Source organism: Duganella sp. 1224, from assembly GCF_013408245.1.
In the GTDB taxonomy this organism is placed as follows: Bacteria; Pseudomonadota; Gammaproteobacteria; order Burkholderiales; family Burkholderiaceae_D; genus Rugamonas.
The window spans coordinates 500310-514198 of sequence record NZ_JACBYS010000002.1 but is presented as its reverse complement, the minus strand read 5'-3'; the positions used below and the strand labels follow the sequence as shown (position 1 = coordinate 514198).

The window sequence follows — 13889 nt, the reverse complement described above, 5'->3', positions numbered from 1 at the left end:
GTTGGTCAATTCGTGCCGGCCATGGCGGGCAGCAGGTTGCGATACAAATTCAGTATCGCCGGGCCAAGCAGCACCACCAGCAGGCTGGGGAAGATAAAGAAGATCAGCGGGAACAGCAGCTTGAGCGAGATCTTGGCGGCGTGCTCCTCGGCGCGCTGGCGGCGCTTGGTGCGCAGCTGCTCGGATTGCACGCGCAGCGAGTCGGCGATGCTGGTGCCGAAGCGATCGGCCTGGATCAGCATGGTGACCAGCGCGTCCACGTCCTCGACGCCGGTGCGCAGCGCCAGGTTGCGCAGCGCCTTGTCCTTGGCGCTGCCGGCGCGCAGCTCCAGCGTCACCAGCTGCATCTCCTCGGCCAGCACCACGCTTTTCAGGCCGATCTCGTTGGCCACGCGCGCCAGCGCCGCGTCCATCGCCAGCCCGGCCTCGACGCACACGGTCATCAGGTCGAGCGCGTCGGGGAACGATTCGAAGATGTCGCGCTGGCGCGTCTTGACCACGTGGTTGAGCACCAGGTTGGGCACGTAGTAGCCAAGGCCGCCGGCCACCACCATCCAGAACAGCTTGACGTTGCCGTCGGTGGCCACCGCCTTGCTGCTCAGGTAGAGGAACACGATCAGCGGCAGCAGCACCGCCAGCCCGGTCTTGCCGGCGAAGAACAGCGCCGGCGTCGACGGCGTGCGCCAGCCGGCGTTGATGAAGCGCATGCGCACCGGGGAGTTTTCCCAGCCCTCGGTGGGCAGCGACAGCCGCGCCAGCGGCGCCGCCAGGTTGACGATGGACTCCAGCCACACCGCGCTCTTGCGCGTCACCTGGCTGCGTTCGTGCAGCGCCTCCAGCCGGTCCTTGACCGGGTTGACGGTGAACAGCCGGATCGCCAGCACCACGCCGCCAAATACGGCGATGAAAACGACGACCAGGAACATGATCTGGATGATGGTCATGGCCAGCCCCTCAGATGCGGATGGTGGTGATCTTGCGGATGGCCAGCATGCCGATCACCATCAGCAGCGCCGCCACGCCCAGCATCTTGCGCCCGCCGGGATCGGTGAACAGGATCTGCAGCGAGCCCGGATTGACCACCGACACCAGCCCGCCGACGGCGAACGGCATCAGCCCCAGCACCCAGGCCGACATGCGGCCCTCGGCCGACATCACCTTGACTTGGCCGAGCAGCTTGAGGCGGTCGCGGATGATGGCGCTGATCGAGGCCAGCAGGTCGGTCAGGTTGCCGCCGGTCTCGCGCTGGATCAGCACGGCGATGACGAAGTAGCGCAGGTCGGTGCTGGGCACGCGCAGCGCCAGGTTCATCAGCGCGTCCGGCATCGACACGCCGAAATTGACTTCATCGAAGACGATGCGGAATTCGGCGCCCAGCGGATCGGGGATTTCCTCGCCGACCATTTTCAAGGCGGTGGGGAAGGCGTGGCCGGCGCGCATGGCGCGGCCCATCATGTCCAGCGCGTCCGGCAGCAGCGTCTCGATGCGCAGGATGCGCTTGCGCTTGGCGCGCATGGCTTCCAGCACCGGCAGCGCGGCCGCCAGCGCGCCAATCATCAGCCGGCCGAACCACGGCAGCGCCAGCGCGCTGGCGATGATAAAACCGAGCAGGAAGCAGCCGCCCATCAGCGCCACCAGCTGCGCGGCGTTCATCTTGCGCCCGGTCTGCAACAGCAGCCGGTCGAGTTTCTGGATGCCCGGCAGGGCGGCGATGAATTGCTGCATCGACGGGTCCTGCGCCAGCGTGCGCTCCTTGGTGATCGACACCGCCAGCTCGCTGCCGCTGTCGCCGATGGCGTTGCGCAGCCGGCGCGCGATGCGTTCGGCCTCGGGCCCGCGGGCGTTGTTCCAGCCGGTGTAGGCGCCCCACACCGCCAGCGCCACGGCGGCGAAGATCAGCACGATGAACAGCAGCAGCCGCAGGTCCATGATCAGTGCCCCGACGGGTCGAACACGGTCGAGCCGATGTTGACGCCGAAGTTGCGCAGGCGCTCGATGAAGCGCGGGCGGATGCCGGTGGCGGTGTGGTGGCCGAGTACCTTGCCGTCGTCTGACAGGCCGGTCTGCTTGAAGGCGAAGATTTCCTGCATGGTGATGATCTCGCCCTCCATGCCGGTCACTTCCTGGATCGACATCACCTTGCGCTTGCCGTCGGTCAGGCGCGACACCTGGATCACCACGCCGACCGCGCTGCTGATCTGCTGGCGCATGGCCTTGGTGGGCAGGCTGGCGGCCGCCATCGACACCATGTTTTCCAGCCGGGTCAGACCGTCGCGCGGGGTGTTGGCGTGGATGGTGGCCATCGAGCCCTCGTGGCCGGTGTTCATGGCGCCCAGCATGTCCAGCGCCTCGGCGCCGCGCACCTCGCCGAGGATGATGCGGTCGGGCCGCATGCGCAGCGCGTTGCGCACCAGCGCGCGCTGCGTGACCTCGCCCTTGCCCTCGATGTTGGGCGGGCGCGTTTCCAGCCGTACCACGTGAGGTTGCTGCAACTGCAGCTCGGCCGCGTCCTCGATGGTGACGATGCGCTCGGACGGGCTGATGAAGCCGGAGATCACGTTCAGCATGGTGGTCTTGCCGGAACCGGTGCCGCCGGAGATGACGATGTTGACCTTGGCCTTGCCCAGCCCTTGCAGCACCTCGGCCATGTCGGCCGTCATGCTGCCGTAGGCCACCAGGTCGGCCAGCCGCAATGGGTCGGCCGAGAAGCGCCGGATCGACATGATGGGCCCGTCGATGGCCAGCGGCGGGATGATGGCGTTGACCCGCGAGCCGTCCGGCAGGCGGGCGTCGACCATCGGGCTGGACTCGTCGATGCGGCGGCCGACGCGCGACACGATCTTGTCGATGATCTTCATCAGGTGGGCGTCGTCGCTGAAGGTGACGTCGGTCAGCTCCAGCTTGCCGCGCCGCTCGACGTAGATCTGGCGGTAGGTGTTGACCAGGATGTCGGACACGGTGGGATCTTCCAGCAGCGGCTCCAGCGGGCCGAAGCCGAGCATCTCGTTCTGGATGTCGCGCGTCAGCGTCTTGCGCTCGGCGTCGTTGATGACGACCGCGTCTTCCTCCAGCAGCTTTTCCACCAGGTTGCGCAGCTCGGCGCGGATCTGGTCCGGGTTGAGGCGCTGCAGGCTCTCCAGGTCCACGCGGTCGAGCAGGGCGGCGTGCAGCCGGCCCTTGAGTTTCTGGTAGGCGCGGTTGTCGATGCCCTGGGTGCGCTGGCCGGAGCCGCGGATGTCGGTGTTTTCCAGGCGTTCGCGCAGGGAGACCGGGGTGCTCATGGTGCGTTCCTTTATTTACGTGCCCGCAGCCGGGCCAGCCAGCCGCCTTGCTGCACCGGCGCCGCTTCGCCGCTGAGCTTGCGCGCCAGTTCGGCCAGCGACTGGCTGATCGGCGCGTTCGGTTCCAGTTGCAGCACCGGCACGCCCTGGTTGACCGAGGCGGCGGCCGAGTCGTAGTTGTTGGGGATGGTGAAGGCGATTTCGGCGTCGAAGGCGCTCTCCAGGTCCTTCAGGCGGATCTCGCTGTTCTTGTCGTGGCGGTTGACGATCAGTTGGATCTTCTCCTTGCCGTATTCCAGCGAGCGGAACACGTTGAGCAGGCGCTTGCTGTCGCGGATGTAGGGCAGCGTGGTCTGCAAGATCGGGAAGATCAGGTCGGCATGGTCGAGCGCGCGGATGCTGACCGCGTCCAGGCTGCGGCCGACGTCCAGCAGCACAAAGTCGTACTGGCGGCGCGCCAGCTTGAGGATGGCGTCGACGTGGTCGGGCTTGACGTCGTTGGCGTGGGCCGGGTCGGACGGCGCCGCCAGCACGCCGTAGTTGGGCGTGATGCTGAGCATGGACGAGGCCAGGAACGACGGATCGAGGCGGTGGATCTGCTGCGCCACGTCGCTGAGCGTAGCCAGCGGCTTGTGGTCGGAGACGAACAGCGAGGCGTCGCCGAACTGCAGGTTGATATCGATCAGCGCGACTTTCTGCTTGCCGCTGGCGGCCAGCGCGTAGCCGAGGTTGGTGGCGAGGAAGGTGGCGCCGCTGCCGCCCTTGCACGAGATGAAGGCCAGCACCTTGCCGCTGGTCTGGCCGCGCCGTTCGAGTTTTTCGCCGATGCGTTCCAGCGCCGGGTACAGCGCGCTGCTGGTCACCGGCGACGGCAGTACCTCGCGCACGCCGGCGCGCATGGCCCGCAGCAGGAATTGCGGGTCCTGGTCGATGCACAGTGCCACGCAGGCGATGTTGGGGTGCTGGGCCGAGAAGCGTTCCAGCTGGTCGAGGTCGTCGTCGTCGGTGTGCGGGCGGTCGATGATCAGCACGTCCGGCAACTGGTCGTCGTTGAGCGCGGCGGTGCGGCCGACGCCGCCGACCAGTTGGTCGATTTCGTCGGAGGGCGAGCGCGCGCGCAGCAGGCGCATCAGGTCGGCCAGGTGGCGTTCGTCGCGGGAGATGACGGTGATTTTCAAGTGTGCCGCTCCTTAGCGTTTGCTGACGCCGATGCTCAAGGCGCCGCTCTGGTCTTCCTTGGTGGTGAACGACTGCTGGTAGTTCTGGTAGGCCGCCACCGCCGCCGCGCCGTCCATGCCGTTGGCGGTGCGGCGCTGACCGGCGGCGTTGGGATTCAGCGTCTGCTGCGCCTGGGCCAGGCGCACGCTGCTGCCGAAGTACTGGTCGTAGTGCGGCGAGGTGGCGCAGGCGCTCAGCGTCAGCAGGGCCAGCAGGATGATGGGTGTGCGCATGGCGGCTCTCCTAGTTGACTTCGCCGGGGATGGCGGACGGCGCGCGCGGGGCCGCTGGCGCCGGGCCGGGCATGCCGGCGGCCGGCGGCGTCTGGGCGGCGCCCGGTGGCGTGGAAGTCGTCACAGGTGTGGCGGGTGTTGCGGGCGTGGCGCGGGGCAGGGCGTCGGCCTCCGCAGGCGCGGCCGGCGGGCGGCCTTCCAGCTTGCCGTTCAGGAAGAAGTCGGCGCGGCTGGGCTGGATGTACTCGTCGGTCGGCAGTTTCGGATTGGGCGGCAGCGGCTGCGCCAGGTGCGGCGTGACGATGAACACCAGCTCGGTGCGGTCGTTCTGGAAATCGCTGCTGCGGAACAGCGCGCCGAGGATCGGGATCTCGCCCAGGCCCGGAAACGCCTTGATGCTGCTGGTCACGTTGTTCTTGATCAGCCCGCCAATGGCGAAGCTCTGGCCGTCGAACAGCTGCACCGTGGTGCTGGCGCGCCGCGTGGTGAACGACGGCAGCACGGCGGTGGCGGTGGTGCCGGTGGCGCTGATGCCGATGCCTTCCCGGTTCAGCTCGGACACCTCGGGCGTGACCCGCAGGTTGATGCGGCCGCCATCGAGCACGGTCGGCGTGAAGCGCACGGCGATGCCGTATTCCTTTTCCTCCAGCGTCACCTGGTTGGTGCCGCCGGTGGTGTTCTGCGCCACCGGGATGAAGATCTTGCCGCCGGCCAGGAAGCTGGCCTCCTGGCCGCTGATGGCCATCACGGTCGGCTCGGCCAGCACCTTGACCAGGCCATCGTTGCGCTGCGCGTCCAGCGTGACAAACTTGCCGTTCTTGTTGTTGAAGGCGTCGATCTTGCTCGGATTGCCGCTGAGCAGATTGGACAGCATGGTGTAGGTCCAGCTGCCGCGCGAGCCGTTCAGGCCGACGCTGGCGCCCAGCTGGTCCACCAGCGTCTTCGACACCTCGGCGATTTTCACTTCCAGCATGACCTGCTGCGGCGCCGCCACCGAGAGCATGTTGACCACGCGGCCGCTGCTGTTGCCGCCGGCGCCGGACAGGCCGGACATCGGATCCATCGCGGCCTGGAAGGCGGCGCCGGCCGCCGCGCCCGAGGCGGCGCTGGGGGCGCCGCCGCCACCGGCCGCCTGTGCCGCCTGCGCGGCCGCTTCCGGCGTGGCGGCGCCGCCCTGGTTGCCGGCGCGGTTGTTGCGCGTCAGGTAGGCGCTGGCCACGGCGACGATCTGCGCTGCGCGCACCGCGTCGCTGACCGTGCCGGACAGGATCAGCGAATTGCCGGAGACGGTGACGCGGATGTCGCGCTCGCCCGGGAACAGGTCGGTGAACTGCTGGCGCAGGCCGGCGATGTCCAGGCCGACGGTGATGTCGATGGCGCTGGCCTGGTTGGCGCGGTTCCACACGATCAGGTTGGTGGAGCCGGTGGTCTTGCCCAGCATGTAGATTTCGCTCGGATTGAGCAGGATGACGTCGGCGATCTTGGCGTCGCCGACCGCCACCCGCGCGGCCGGGAAGGGCAGGCGCAGCAGCGTCGATTTGCCGGTCGAGAGCGTCACCTCCTTGGCCAGCTCCACGCCCGGCGCTGCTGCCGTGCCGCTGGCGGCGTTGCGCGGCGCGGCGGCGGTAGTCGCCGTGGCAGGCCCGCCGGTAGCCGCCCCGCCAGTAGCCGCCCCCATGCCGGCGGTGGCCCTGGAAGCGGTGGCCGGCGCAGCGTGCTTGTCGGCCGTGGCGGCGAGGACAGCCGGCGGCGCAGCGCTCAGCAGGACGGCGAGGGCGGCGGCGCCCAGCGGCGCGGCGTGGAATGGCGCAGAGGATACGTTGCTCAAGTCGCGATCTCCCGGTGCTTAAAATTGTTGTGAACTACGTTCCAGACCCTTGATGACTTCCACCTTGTCGGTGTCGCGTTCGGCACGCGGCGGCCGTGGCGCGGCCGGTGCGGTAGCCACGGCGGCCGGTGCAGGTGCGGGCGTCGGCAGGCTGGTAGCCGCGCGCGGCAGCGGCACGTTGGCGCTGGCCGCCTCGCCCAGCAAGCTGCTCTTGGTGGCGCCCTCGGTGTTGGCGGTATTGGGGTCGACCTGGTTGCGCAGCACCAGCGACAGGGTGCCGACGCTGCGCGCCAGGTCCAGCTTCTCCACCTGGTCCGGCGTCAGCTCCAGCGTGACCGCATTGACCACTTTCGGCTTGGTATCGTCGCGGCTGGACTCCTGCGCGATGGCCAGCACCAGGATGCGCTCCAGCACGATCTTCGAGATGGCCTGCTCGCGCACCAGGTGGTCGCCGTTGGCGTCGCTCTGCGTGTTGACCAGGATGTCGACATAGTTGCCCGGCAGCGCGAAGCCGGCCACGCCAACCACGTCGTTGACGCGTACCGTCATTGCCCGCTTGCCCTCGGCCACCACCGTCGACAGCCCGCCCTGGGTCCCGGCCGGCGCCAGCTTGGCCTCGGTGATCGGCTCGCCGCGCTGGATGTTGGCGCGCGTGATGCGGCCCTCCAGCGCCTTGGCATCGGTGGCCGCGCCCGGCGGCACCGAGCTGGCCGGCCAGTCGACCATGTGCACCAGTTCCGGCGTGATGCGCGCGCCCATGCTGATGTCGAGCAGGGCCACCGCCACCTTGTTGCTGTTGGCGGCCGACTGGCCGGCGATCCACTGCGCCGCCACCACCACGGCCGCCAGCGCCAGGAACAGCGCCACCCCTATCATCGTCAGAGCACGTGTGTTTCTCATCCCAGCCTTCCCAGGTTATGCGGAGTCGGTTGTTGTTCGCGGCGTTCGCGGTCTTTCTTCTGCTGTTCGGCGGCCACGCGGCGGGCGCCGGCGCCGGCAAAGTAGTTGTGCCAGGCCCAGTCCAGCGCGCGCTGGTTCAAGACGGGCGGCGTGTCTTCGTAGCGGGCCAGGTCGCGTACCTGGCGGATCAGGTCGCGCGGATAGCAGGCCAGCAGCGGCGTCTCATCCCTGGCATGCAAGCCGCTCAGCAGGTAGTCGAACGCTGCGGCGTCGAATGCGATGCCGTACTGCGCGCAGGCCTGGCGGAACAGTTGCTGGTATTCGGCCGGCGTCTGCGGCGGTACTTCGATCTTGTATCCCAGCCGGCGCAGGAAGGCGCCATCGGACAGGCGCTCCGGCAGGAAGTTCGACGAGAATACCACGACCACATCGAAAGGCACCTGGAAAACCAGGCCGGTGTGCAAGGAAAGATAATCGACGCCACGGTCCATCGGCACGATCCAGCGGTTCATCAGTTCCAGCGGCGAGCAGCGCTGGCGGCCGAGGTCGTCGATGATGAAGATGCCGTTGTTGGCTTTCAGATGCGGCGGCGCCTGGTACAGCCGCGTGTTGGGATCGAAGCGCAGGTCCAGCATTTCCAGCGTCAGTTCGCCGCCGCTGAGCGCGGTGGGGCGTTGCAGGCCGCGCACCCAGCGCGCGTCCAGCGTGCGCAGCAGGTCGCCGCCATCGTCGGCCGGCGCGGCGGCGGCGGCCGGCTGGTGCTGCACCGGATCGTAGAACGGCACCACCTCGTTGTCGATCATGATGGCGTAGGGCACGGCAATGGCGCCGTGCAGCAGATGGCACAGCCGTTCGGCAAGGAAGGTCTTGCCGCTGCCGGCCAGGCCGTAGATGAACATCGCGCGGCCCGAATTCATCGCCGCGCCCAGCTGGTCCAGCACCTGCGCGCTGGCCACCACGTCGTGGAAGGCGGTGCGCACGGCGTCGCGGGTGACATGCAAGTGGCGTACGCTTTGCACCGCCATCTGCGCCACGTAGGCGGCCAGCGGCACCGGCGCCGGGCCGGCGTAGGCGTTGCGGTGGATGGCGGCGACCGCGCGCTGCATGCCGGCGTCGGTCAGATGATAGGTCAGGTCGGCGTCGGTGCCGCTGCTGCCGCTGCGCGTGACCTCGCACAATTTTTCGTTGCGTAAATGCGTCACCAGCGGCGTGATGACGCTGACACTCAGTTTCAGATGGCTAGCCAGTTCAGGCAAACGGACCTGTCCGCGCTGGAACAGCACCTTGGACAGCAGCTCGACCAGGAACAGAAACGGCAAGCCGGTTTCGTCCGTGGTGCGCGGGGCGCGCATAGCGGCTGGGGCGGGGGACGCGTTCGTCTGCTGAGTGAGCATGGTTCCCTTAGAAGAACAGGCTGCGGCCGGAGGTGGCGCCCACCAGCAGATAGGGCGCGGCGCCGGCGGCGATGGCCACCGCGTACGGCAGGCGGCCGCTCGGCGTGGCCGGCGCGTCCATCTTCGGCACCTCGCCCGCGAGCGAGCGCAGCATGCTGTATTTGACCAGTTGCCAGGTGTTGTAGACCATCGGCTTGAGGCGGCCGTTAAAGCCGGCCACCACCAGCGCCAGCACGCCGCCCGCCAGCAAGGTCAGCAGCGTGATGCCGGCCACCGCGCCGGGGCCGACGAAGGCGCCGATCATCGCCATCAGCTTGACGTCGCCGGCACCCAGCGCGCGCATGGCGTACATCGGCAGCAGCAGGCACAGGCCCACGGCCAGGCCGGCCAGCGCCTTCAGCAGGCCGATGCCGCCGAACGGCGCGATAAACAGGCCGGCGCCGGCCGGCAGCGCGGCGTTGAACAGCAGGCCGAGCACGGCGCCGCCGAACACCAGCGCGTTGGGGATGCGGCGCGTGCGCAAATCGTTCCAGACTGCCAGTGCCAGAAAGCAGCACAGTATGATCAACGGCAAGAGAGTCATCGGCATGCCCTGTGGAAGAAGGGGACCAGCTTAGTGTATAGAAAATTTCCGGGACGGCGTGCACCATTCCGGGATTTTTTTTGCGCGCAACACGCGCTGGCGAGCGCGCGCACTCAGGCGGTCTTGAGGAAGCTGGCGATGTAGCTCAGCGCGTCGCCGAGCTTGGGGCCGAGCAGGATGACGCCGGCGGTGACGGCGGCCGCGAGGGCGGCGCCCATCAGCGCGTATTCGATGGCGGTGACGCCGTCCTCGTCGTGAAGAAACTGGTGCAATGCGTGCATGGCGAACCTCGTTCGAGTTGTTAGTCGGTTGCTGCGCTTAACTAAAACGGGGGCGAGGTTTTAGGTCGGGCTCAGGTCTTGGAGCCCAGCACCGCCAGCACGGCGATGATGATGATCACGGACGCCAGGGCGGCAATCAGCGCGTACTCCAGCAGCGTAGCGCCGTCGTCGTTGCCGACGAAACGGGCGAGGCCGCTTGGGATGGATAACTGCCGCATTGCTACTCCTGAGGTGGATGATGAATTCGATGTTGCCAGTCTAACCAGCGGCGTTAGTTTCGGCATCGGACAAACGTCATGCTGTGGCGTGACATTTGTCATGATTTAAATATGGACAAAAAAAATCCGGAACGCACGGTTCCGGATGAAAAGCTACTAGGAGCTGTACAACGAGGAGACGGGTATTACGAGGACTTGATCAGACCCGAGATGTAGGTCAGCGAGGCGGTCAGTTTGGGGCCCAGGATGGCCAGGCCGGCGGTGATCGCGGCGGCGATGGCGGCGGCCATCAGGGCGTATTCGATGGCGGTGATACCGTCTTCGTTGCGGATGAAGTTGGTGATTGCTTGCATGATGAACCTCTCGTTAAAGTCAGTGGATGGAATGGACTAAAACGGGGTTCGGGTTTTAGGTGCTGCGGTACTGCTGATGGAAGTCATTCTACGCACCGTGCCGCCGTGGCGCAGCGGACAAACGTCACCATGTGCGGTGACAATTGTCACGTTGTGCCTCGGCCTGCCACCCCCAAGGCAGAAGCCGGGGTCAGACCCCGTACGGGGTCCGACCCCATCATCGGGGTGCGGGGTCTATTTTATTATTGCCGCAGAAATGTTTTCGTGGCCTAATGCTCCGTTCCACTCATGTAGTTACATAAAACGGGAGAAATACCATGCAGGGAAAACACCTGTTGTGCGCACTGGTGAGCGCCGCCCTCGCCAGCGCCGCAATGGCCGCGCCAGCCACGCCAACGGTCGCCGCGCCAGCCGCCGCCAGCGCCTACAACCAGCCGCCCAAAGAGATCCTCGACGTGATGCGCGCGCCAGCGCCGCCGTTGCCGTCGCTGAGCCCGACCCGCGACAAGCTGATGCTGGTGACCATGCAGGATTACCCGTCGATCGCCAAGGTGGCCACGCCTTTCCTGCGCCTGGCCGGCGTGCGCATCGAGCCGGGCAACCACAGCCAGCACGACACGCCGGGCGGCTACGGCATTCCGCCGTGCGTCAGCGCCATCGACCTGGTGCAGGTGGCCGACGGCAAGTCGACCGCCGTCAAGCTGCCGGCCGGCGCCGACGCCTGCCCGCGCCGCCCGGTGTGGAGCGCCGACGGCCAGCGCTTCGCGTTTGAGAACGTCACCAACGACGCCGTGGAACTATGGGTCGGCGACGCCAAAACCGGCGCCATCCGCCGCCTGCCGAACGTGCGCCTGAACCAGATGTTCGGCGACCAGGTGCAGTGGATGCCGGACCAGAAGACGCTGCTGGTCAAGCAGGTGGTGGCGCGCAAGGCGCCGCCGGCCGAGGCGCCGGGCTCGGAAGGGCCGGGCATCCAGGAATCGCTGGGCCAGAAAGGCCAGAGCAGCACCTACGAAAACCGCGACACGCTGCGCAACAAGCACGACGAGGAACTGTTCAATTACTACGGCACCTCGCAGCTGACGCTGGTTGACGCGGCCACCGGCAAGATGACGCCGGTTGGCAAGCCGGGCCTGTACGAGGAACTGGACGTGGCGCCCGACGGCCGCCACCTGGTGGTGACGGAAATCCGTCCGCCGTATTCCTACGTCACCACCTTCGACCGCTTCCCGAAACAGATCACGCTGTGGGACCTGGCCGCGCGTCCGGCCAAGGACGGCAATCCGGTGCTGCGTGAAATCGCCGCGCTGCCGCTGGCCGACCGCGTGCCGAACCGCGGCGTGCCGACCGGCCCGCGCCACTTCATGTGGCGGCCGACCGAAGCGGCCGCGCTGGTGTGGGTGGAAGCGCTGGATGGCGGCGATCCCAACGCCAAGGCCAGCGAGCGCGACAAGGTGATGCTGCTGAAGGCGCCGTTCACCGCCGCGCCGGTGGAAATCACCCGCACCGAGCAGCGCTTCGGCGGCCTGGCGTGGAGCGAGCAGGCCAATGTGGCGCTGCTGACCGACTACGACGTCAACCGCAAGTGGGTGCGCACCTGGCAGCTCAACGTCGACGACGCGCAGAATTCGCGCCGGCTGATCTGGGACCAGTCGAGCGACGAGAAGTACGCCAATCCGGGCAATCCGGTGATGCGCCGCCTGCCGAACGGCTTCCCGGTGATCCGCCTGCAGGGCGACACCATCTACCTGTCGGGCGCCGGCGCGTCGCCGGACGGCGACCGTCCCTTCCTCGACAAGTTCAACCTGAAGACGCAGCAGAAGGAGCGCCTGTTCCGCAGCAGCAAAACCTCGTATGAGCAGTTCATCGGCTTCGCCGGCAACGACGAGGGCCGTTTGCTGACCTGGTACCAGTCGCCGGAAGACACGCCGAACGCCTTCGTGCGCACGGTCGGCGCGGCCACCACCGCCGAGGCCGGCGAGCCGAACTACGCCTCCAACAGCGTGGCGCTGACCCACCTGGTCGATCCGGTGCCGCAGGTACGCCAGATCAAGAAGCGCCTGGTCAAGTACAAGCGCGCCGACGGCATCGACCTGTCGTTCACGCTGTACACGCCGCCGGGCTACAAGGAGGGCACGCCGCTGCCGACCATCCTCAACGCCTATCCGCTCGATTACGCGGACGCGTCCAAGGCCGGCCAGACCACCGGTTCGCAGGCGACGTTCACGCGCCTGCGCCAGTACCGCCTGCTGCTGCTGTCGGGCTACGCCATCATCGACAGCGCGGCCTTCCCGATCGTCGGCGATCCGCGCAAGGCGTATGACACCTACACCGAGCAACTGGTGGCCAACGCCAAGGCGGCGGTGGACGAGGCGGTGCGCCTGGGCGTGACCGATCCGAACCGCGTGGGCGTGACCGGTCACAGCCACGGCGCGCTGATGACGGCCAACCTGCTGGCGCACTCCGACCTGTTCCGCGCCGGCGCGGCCACCAGCGGCTCGTACAACAAGACGCTGACGCCATTCGGTTTCCAGAACGAGCGCCGCTCGGTCTGGGAAGCGCCGGACGTGTACACCAAGGCCTCGACCTTCTTCTACGCCGACAAGCTGAAGACGCCGCTGCTGATCGTGCACGGCGGCGACGATGCCAATCCGGGCACGACGCCGCTGCAATCGGTCAAGCTGTACGAGGCGATACGCGGCAATGGCGGGGTGACGCGCCTGGTGATGCTGCCGCACGAGCCGCACTGGTACGCCGCGCGCGAGTCGAACGAGCAGCTGGTGTATGAAATGCTGCGCTGGTTCGACAAGTACGTCAAAGACGCGCCGCCAAAGCAGTAAGCGCAGACCCCAAAGCTGAAAGGGTCTGACCCCGTACGGAGTCAGACCCTGGCCGCAGCGGTGTGCGGGGTAATCAGGACGACTTGATCAGGCCGGAAATATAGGTCAGCGACGCGGTCAGCTTCGGCCCCAGAATCGCCAGGCCGGCGGTGATGGCGGCAGCGATGGCGGCTGCCATCAGGGCGTATTCAATGGCGGTGATGCCGTCTTCGTCCTGGATGAAGTGCTTGATGGCGTTCATGATAGTCCTCGTTTAGTTTGGTTGAATGATGAAGTTGTGCTTCAACTAAAACGGGTTCGGGGTTTTAGGTACTGCCGATGAAAGTCATTCTACGCAGTCCCTCTGCTGTGCGCAGTGGACAAACGTCATGATCTGCCATGACATTTGTCACCAATTCTCACACTCCGCTCCAAAAAAAAATCCGGCGCAAGGCCGGATTTTTTTCTGAAGCGGGGCGATGATTACGACGACTTGATCAGGCCCGAGATGTAGGTCAGCGAAGCGGTCAGTTTCGGGCCCAGGATGGCCAGGCCGGCGGTGATCGCGGCGGCGATGGCGGCAGCCATCAGGGCGTATTCGATGGCGGTGATGCCGTCTTCGTTGCGGATGAAGTTGGTGATTGCGTTCATGATTGAATCCTCGTTAAAGTTGATAAAAAAGGGCGACTGCGTCAACTAAAACGGGGTTCAGGTTTTAGGTCTTGCTGCACTGCTGATGTAATGCATTCTACGCGGGCCGGCGCCGCCGCGCAGCGGACAA

At 66.8% G+C, this 13889-nt stretch carries 15 protein-coding genes; 1 reads left to right on the top strand and 14 read right to left on the bottom strand.

Annotated features, from left to right (window positions below; translation table 11 throughout):
* Positions 1-5: 5 nt before the first annotated feature.
* The 12 genes from FHW58_RS14335 to FHW58_RS14280 all read right to left on the bottom strand — a co-directional run bounded on the left by FHW58_RS14335 (position 6) and on the right by FHW58_RS14280 (position 10289).
* Complete coding sequence (locus FHW58_RS14335) at positions 6-944, bottom strand: type II secretion system F family protein (RefSeq protein ID WP_179673810.1); 939 nt, start codon at positions 942-944, stop codon at positions 6-8.
* Between the two features lie 10 nt (positions 945-954).
* Complete coding sequence (locus FHW58_RS14330; protein WP_179673809.1) at positions 955-1929, bottom strand: type II secretion system F family protein; 975 nt, start codon at positions 1927-1929, stop codon at positions 955-957.
* 2 nt (positions 1930-1931) lie between these two features.
* Positions 1932-3281 (bottom strand): CpaF family protein, encoded by a 1350-nt coding sequence (locus FHW58_RS14325; RefSeq protein ID WP_179673808.1) that lies wholly within the window; start codon positions 3279-3281, stop codon positions 1932-1934.
* Between the two features lie 11 nt (positions 3282-3292).
* Positions 3293-4459 carry an AAA family ATPase gene (locus FHW58_RS14320; RefSeq protein ID WP_179673807.1) on the bottom strand — a complete coding sequence of 389 codons (1167 nt, stop codon included), beginning with the start codon at positions 4457-4459 and terminating at the stop codon, positions 3293-3295.
* A 12-nt stretch (positions 4460-4471) separates the two neighbouring features.
* Positions 4472-4732: a pilus assembly protein gene (locus tag FHW58_RS14315; RefSeq protein WP_179673806.1), complete on the bottom strand. Its 261-nt coding sequence runs from the start codon at positions 4730-4732 to the stop codon at positions 4472-4474.
* A gap of 10 nt (positions 4733-4742) precedes the next feature.
* Positions 4743-6560: a type II and III secretion system protein family protein gene (locus FHW58_RS14310; RefSeq protein ID WP_229265323.1), complete on the bottom strand. Its 1818-nt coding sequence runs from the start codon at positions 6558-6560 to the stop codon at positions 4743-4745.
* An 18-nt stretch (positions 6561-6578) separates the two neighbouring features.
* Positions 6579-7460, bottom strand: coding sequence for a Flp pilus assembly protein CpaB (gene cpaB, locus FHW58_RS14305; RefSeq protein ID WP_179673805.1), 882 nt, complete (start codon positions 7458-7460; stop codon positions 6579-6581).
* Positions 7457-8779, bottom strand: a complete 1323-nt coding sequence (locus tag FHW58_RS14300; RefSeq protein WP_229265322.1) for an ATP-binding protein — start codon at positions 8777-8779, stop codon at positions 7457-7459. Before FHW58_RS14300 ends, cpaB begins: the two co-directional genes overlap by 4 nt.
* An 82-nt stretch (positions 8780-8861) precedes the next feature.
* Positions 8862-9437, bottom strand: coding sequence for a prepilin peptidase (locus FHW58_RS14295; RefSeq protein ID WP_179673804.1), 576 nt, complete (start codon positions 9435-9437; stop codon positions 8862-8864).
* A gap of 113 nt (positions 9438-9550) precedes the next feature.
* Positions 9551-9718, bottom strand: coding sequence for a Flp family type IVb pilin (locus FHW58_RS14290; RefSeq protein ID WP_179673803.1), 168 nt, complete (start codon positions 9716-9718; stop codon positions 9551-9553).
* A 71-nt stretch (positions 9719-9789) separates the two neighbouring features.
* The gene (locus FHW58_RS14285) at positions 9790-9936 is read right to left on the bottom strand and encodes a Flp family type IVb pilin (RefSeq protein WP_179673802.1); all 147 of its coding nucleotides are present in this window, start codon (positions 9934-9936) and stop codon (positions 9790-9792) included.
* Between the two features lie 185 nt (positions 9937-10121).
* On the bottom strand, positions 10122-10289 hold the full coding sequence (locus FHW58_RS14280) for a Flp family type IVb pilin (RefSeq protein ID WP_179673801.1): 168 nt from the start codon (positions 10287-10289) through the stop codon (positions 10122-10124).
* Between the two features lie 317 nt (positions 10290-10606).
* Between FHW58_RS14280 and FHW58_RS14275 the strand changes: the two genes are divergently transcribed.
* Positions 10607-13129, top strand: coding sequence for a prolyl oligopeptidase family serine peptidase (locus FHW58_RS14275; RefSeq protein ID WP_179673800.1), 2523 nt, complete (start codon positions 10607-10609; stop codon positions 13127-13129).
* A gap of 73 nt (positions 13130-13202) precedes the next feature.
* Here FHW58_RS14275 and FHW58_RS14270 read toward each other — a convergent pair whose 3' ends face one another.
* Both FHW58_RS14270 and FHW58_RS14265 read right to left on the bottom strand, forming a co-directional pair.
* Positions 13203-13370 carry a Flp family type IVb pilin gene (locus FHW58_RS14270; RefSeq protein WP_179673799.1) on the bottom strand — a complete coding sequence of 56 codons (168 nt, stop codon included), beginning with the start codon at positions 13368-13370 and terminating at the stop codon, positions 13203-13205.
* Between the two features lie 221 nt (positions 13371-13591).
* The gene (locus FHW58_RS14265; protein WP_218892763.1) at positions 13592-13759 is read right to left on the bottom strand and encodes a Flp family type IVb pilin; all 168 of its coding nucleotides are present in this window, start codon (positions 13757-13759) and stop codon (positions 13592-13594) included.
* Between the last annotated feature and the right edge of the window lie 130 nt (positions 13760-13889).

What these genes read in the sequence shown, in the direction of transcription:
- FHW58_RS14335 (WP_179673810.1), bottom strand. Translation starts at nt 944, where the DNA reads ATGACCATCATCCAGATCATGTTCCTGGTCGTCGTTTTCATCGCCGTA.
- FHW58_RS14330 (WP_179673809.1), bottom strand. Translation starts at nt 1,929, where the DNA reads ATGGACCTGCGGCTGCTGCTGTTCATCGTGCTGATCTTCGCCGCCGTG.
- FHW58_RS14325 (WP_179673808.1), bottom strand. Translation starts at nt 3,281, where the DNA reads ATGAGCACCCCGGTCTCCCTGCGCGAACGCCTGGAAAACACCGACATC.
- FHW58_RS14315 (WP_179673806.1), bottom strand. Translation starts at nt 4,732, where the DNA reads ATGCGCACACCCATCATCCTGCTGGCCCTGCTGACGCTGAGCGCCTGC.
- cpaB (WP_179673805.1), bottom strand. Translation starts at nt 7,460, where the DNA reads ATGAGAAACACACGTGCTCTGACGATGATAGGGGTGGCGCTGTTCCTG.
- FHW58_RS14295 (WP_179673804.1), bottom strand. Translation starts at nt 9,437, where the DNA reads ATGACTCTCTTGCCGTTGATCATACTGTGCTGCTTTCTGGCACTGGCA.
- FHW58_RS14290 (WP_179673803.1), bottom strand. Translation starts at nt 9,718, where the DNA reads ATGCACGCATTGCACCAGTTTCTTCACGACGAGGACGGCGTCACCGCC.
- FHW58_RS14285 (WP_179673802.1), bottom strand. Translation starts at nt 9,936, where the DNA reads ATGCGGCAGTTATCCATCCCAAGCGGCCTCGCCCGTTTCGTCGGCAAC.
- FHW58_RS14280 (WP_179673801.1), bottom strand. Translation starts at nt 10,289, where the DNA reads ATGCAAGCAATCACCAACTTCATCCGCAACGAAGACGGTATCACCGCC.
- FHW58_RS14275 (WP_179673800.1), top strand. Translation starts at nt 10,607, where the DNA reads ATGCAGGGAAAACACCTGTTGTGCGCACTGGTGAGCGCCGCCCTCGCC.
- FHW58_RS14270 (WP_179673799.1), bottom strand. Translation starts at nt 13,370, where the DNA reads ATGAACGCCATCAAGCACTTCATCCAGGACGAAGACGGCATCACCGCC.
- FHW58_RS14265 (WP_218892763.1), bottom strand. Translation starts at nt 13,759, where the DNA reads ATGAACGCAATCACCAACTTCATCCGCAACGAAGACGGCATCACCGCC.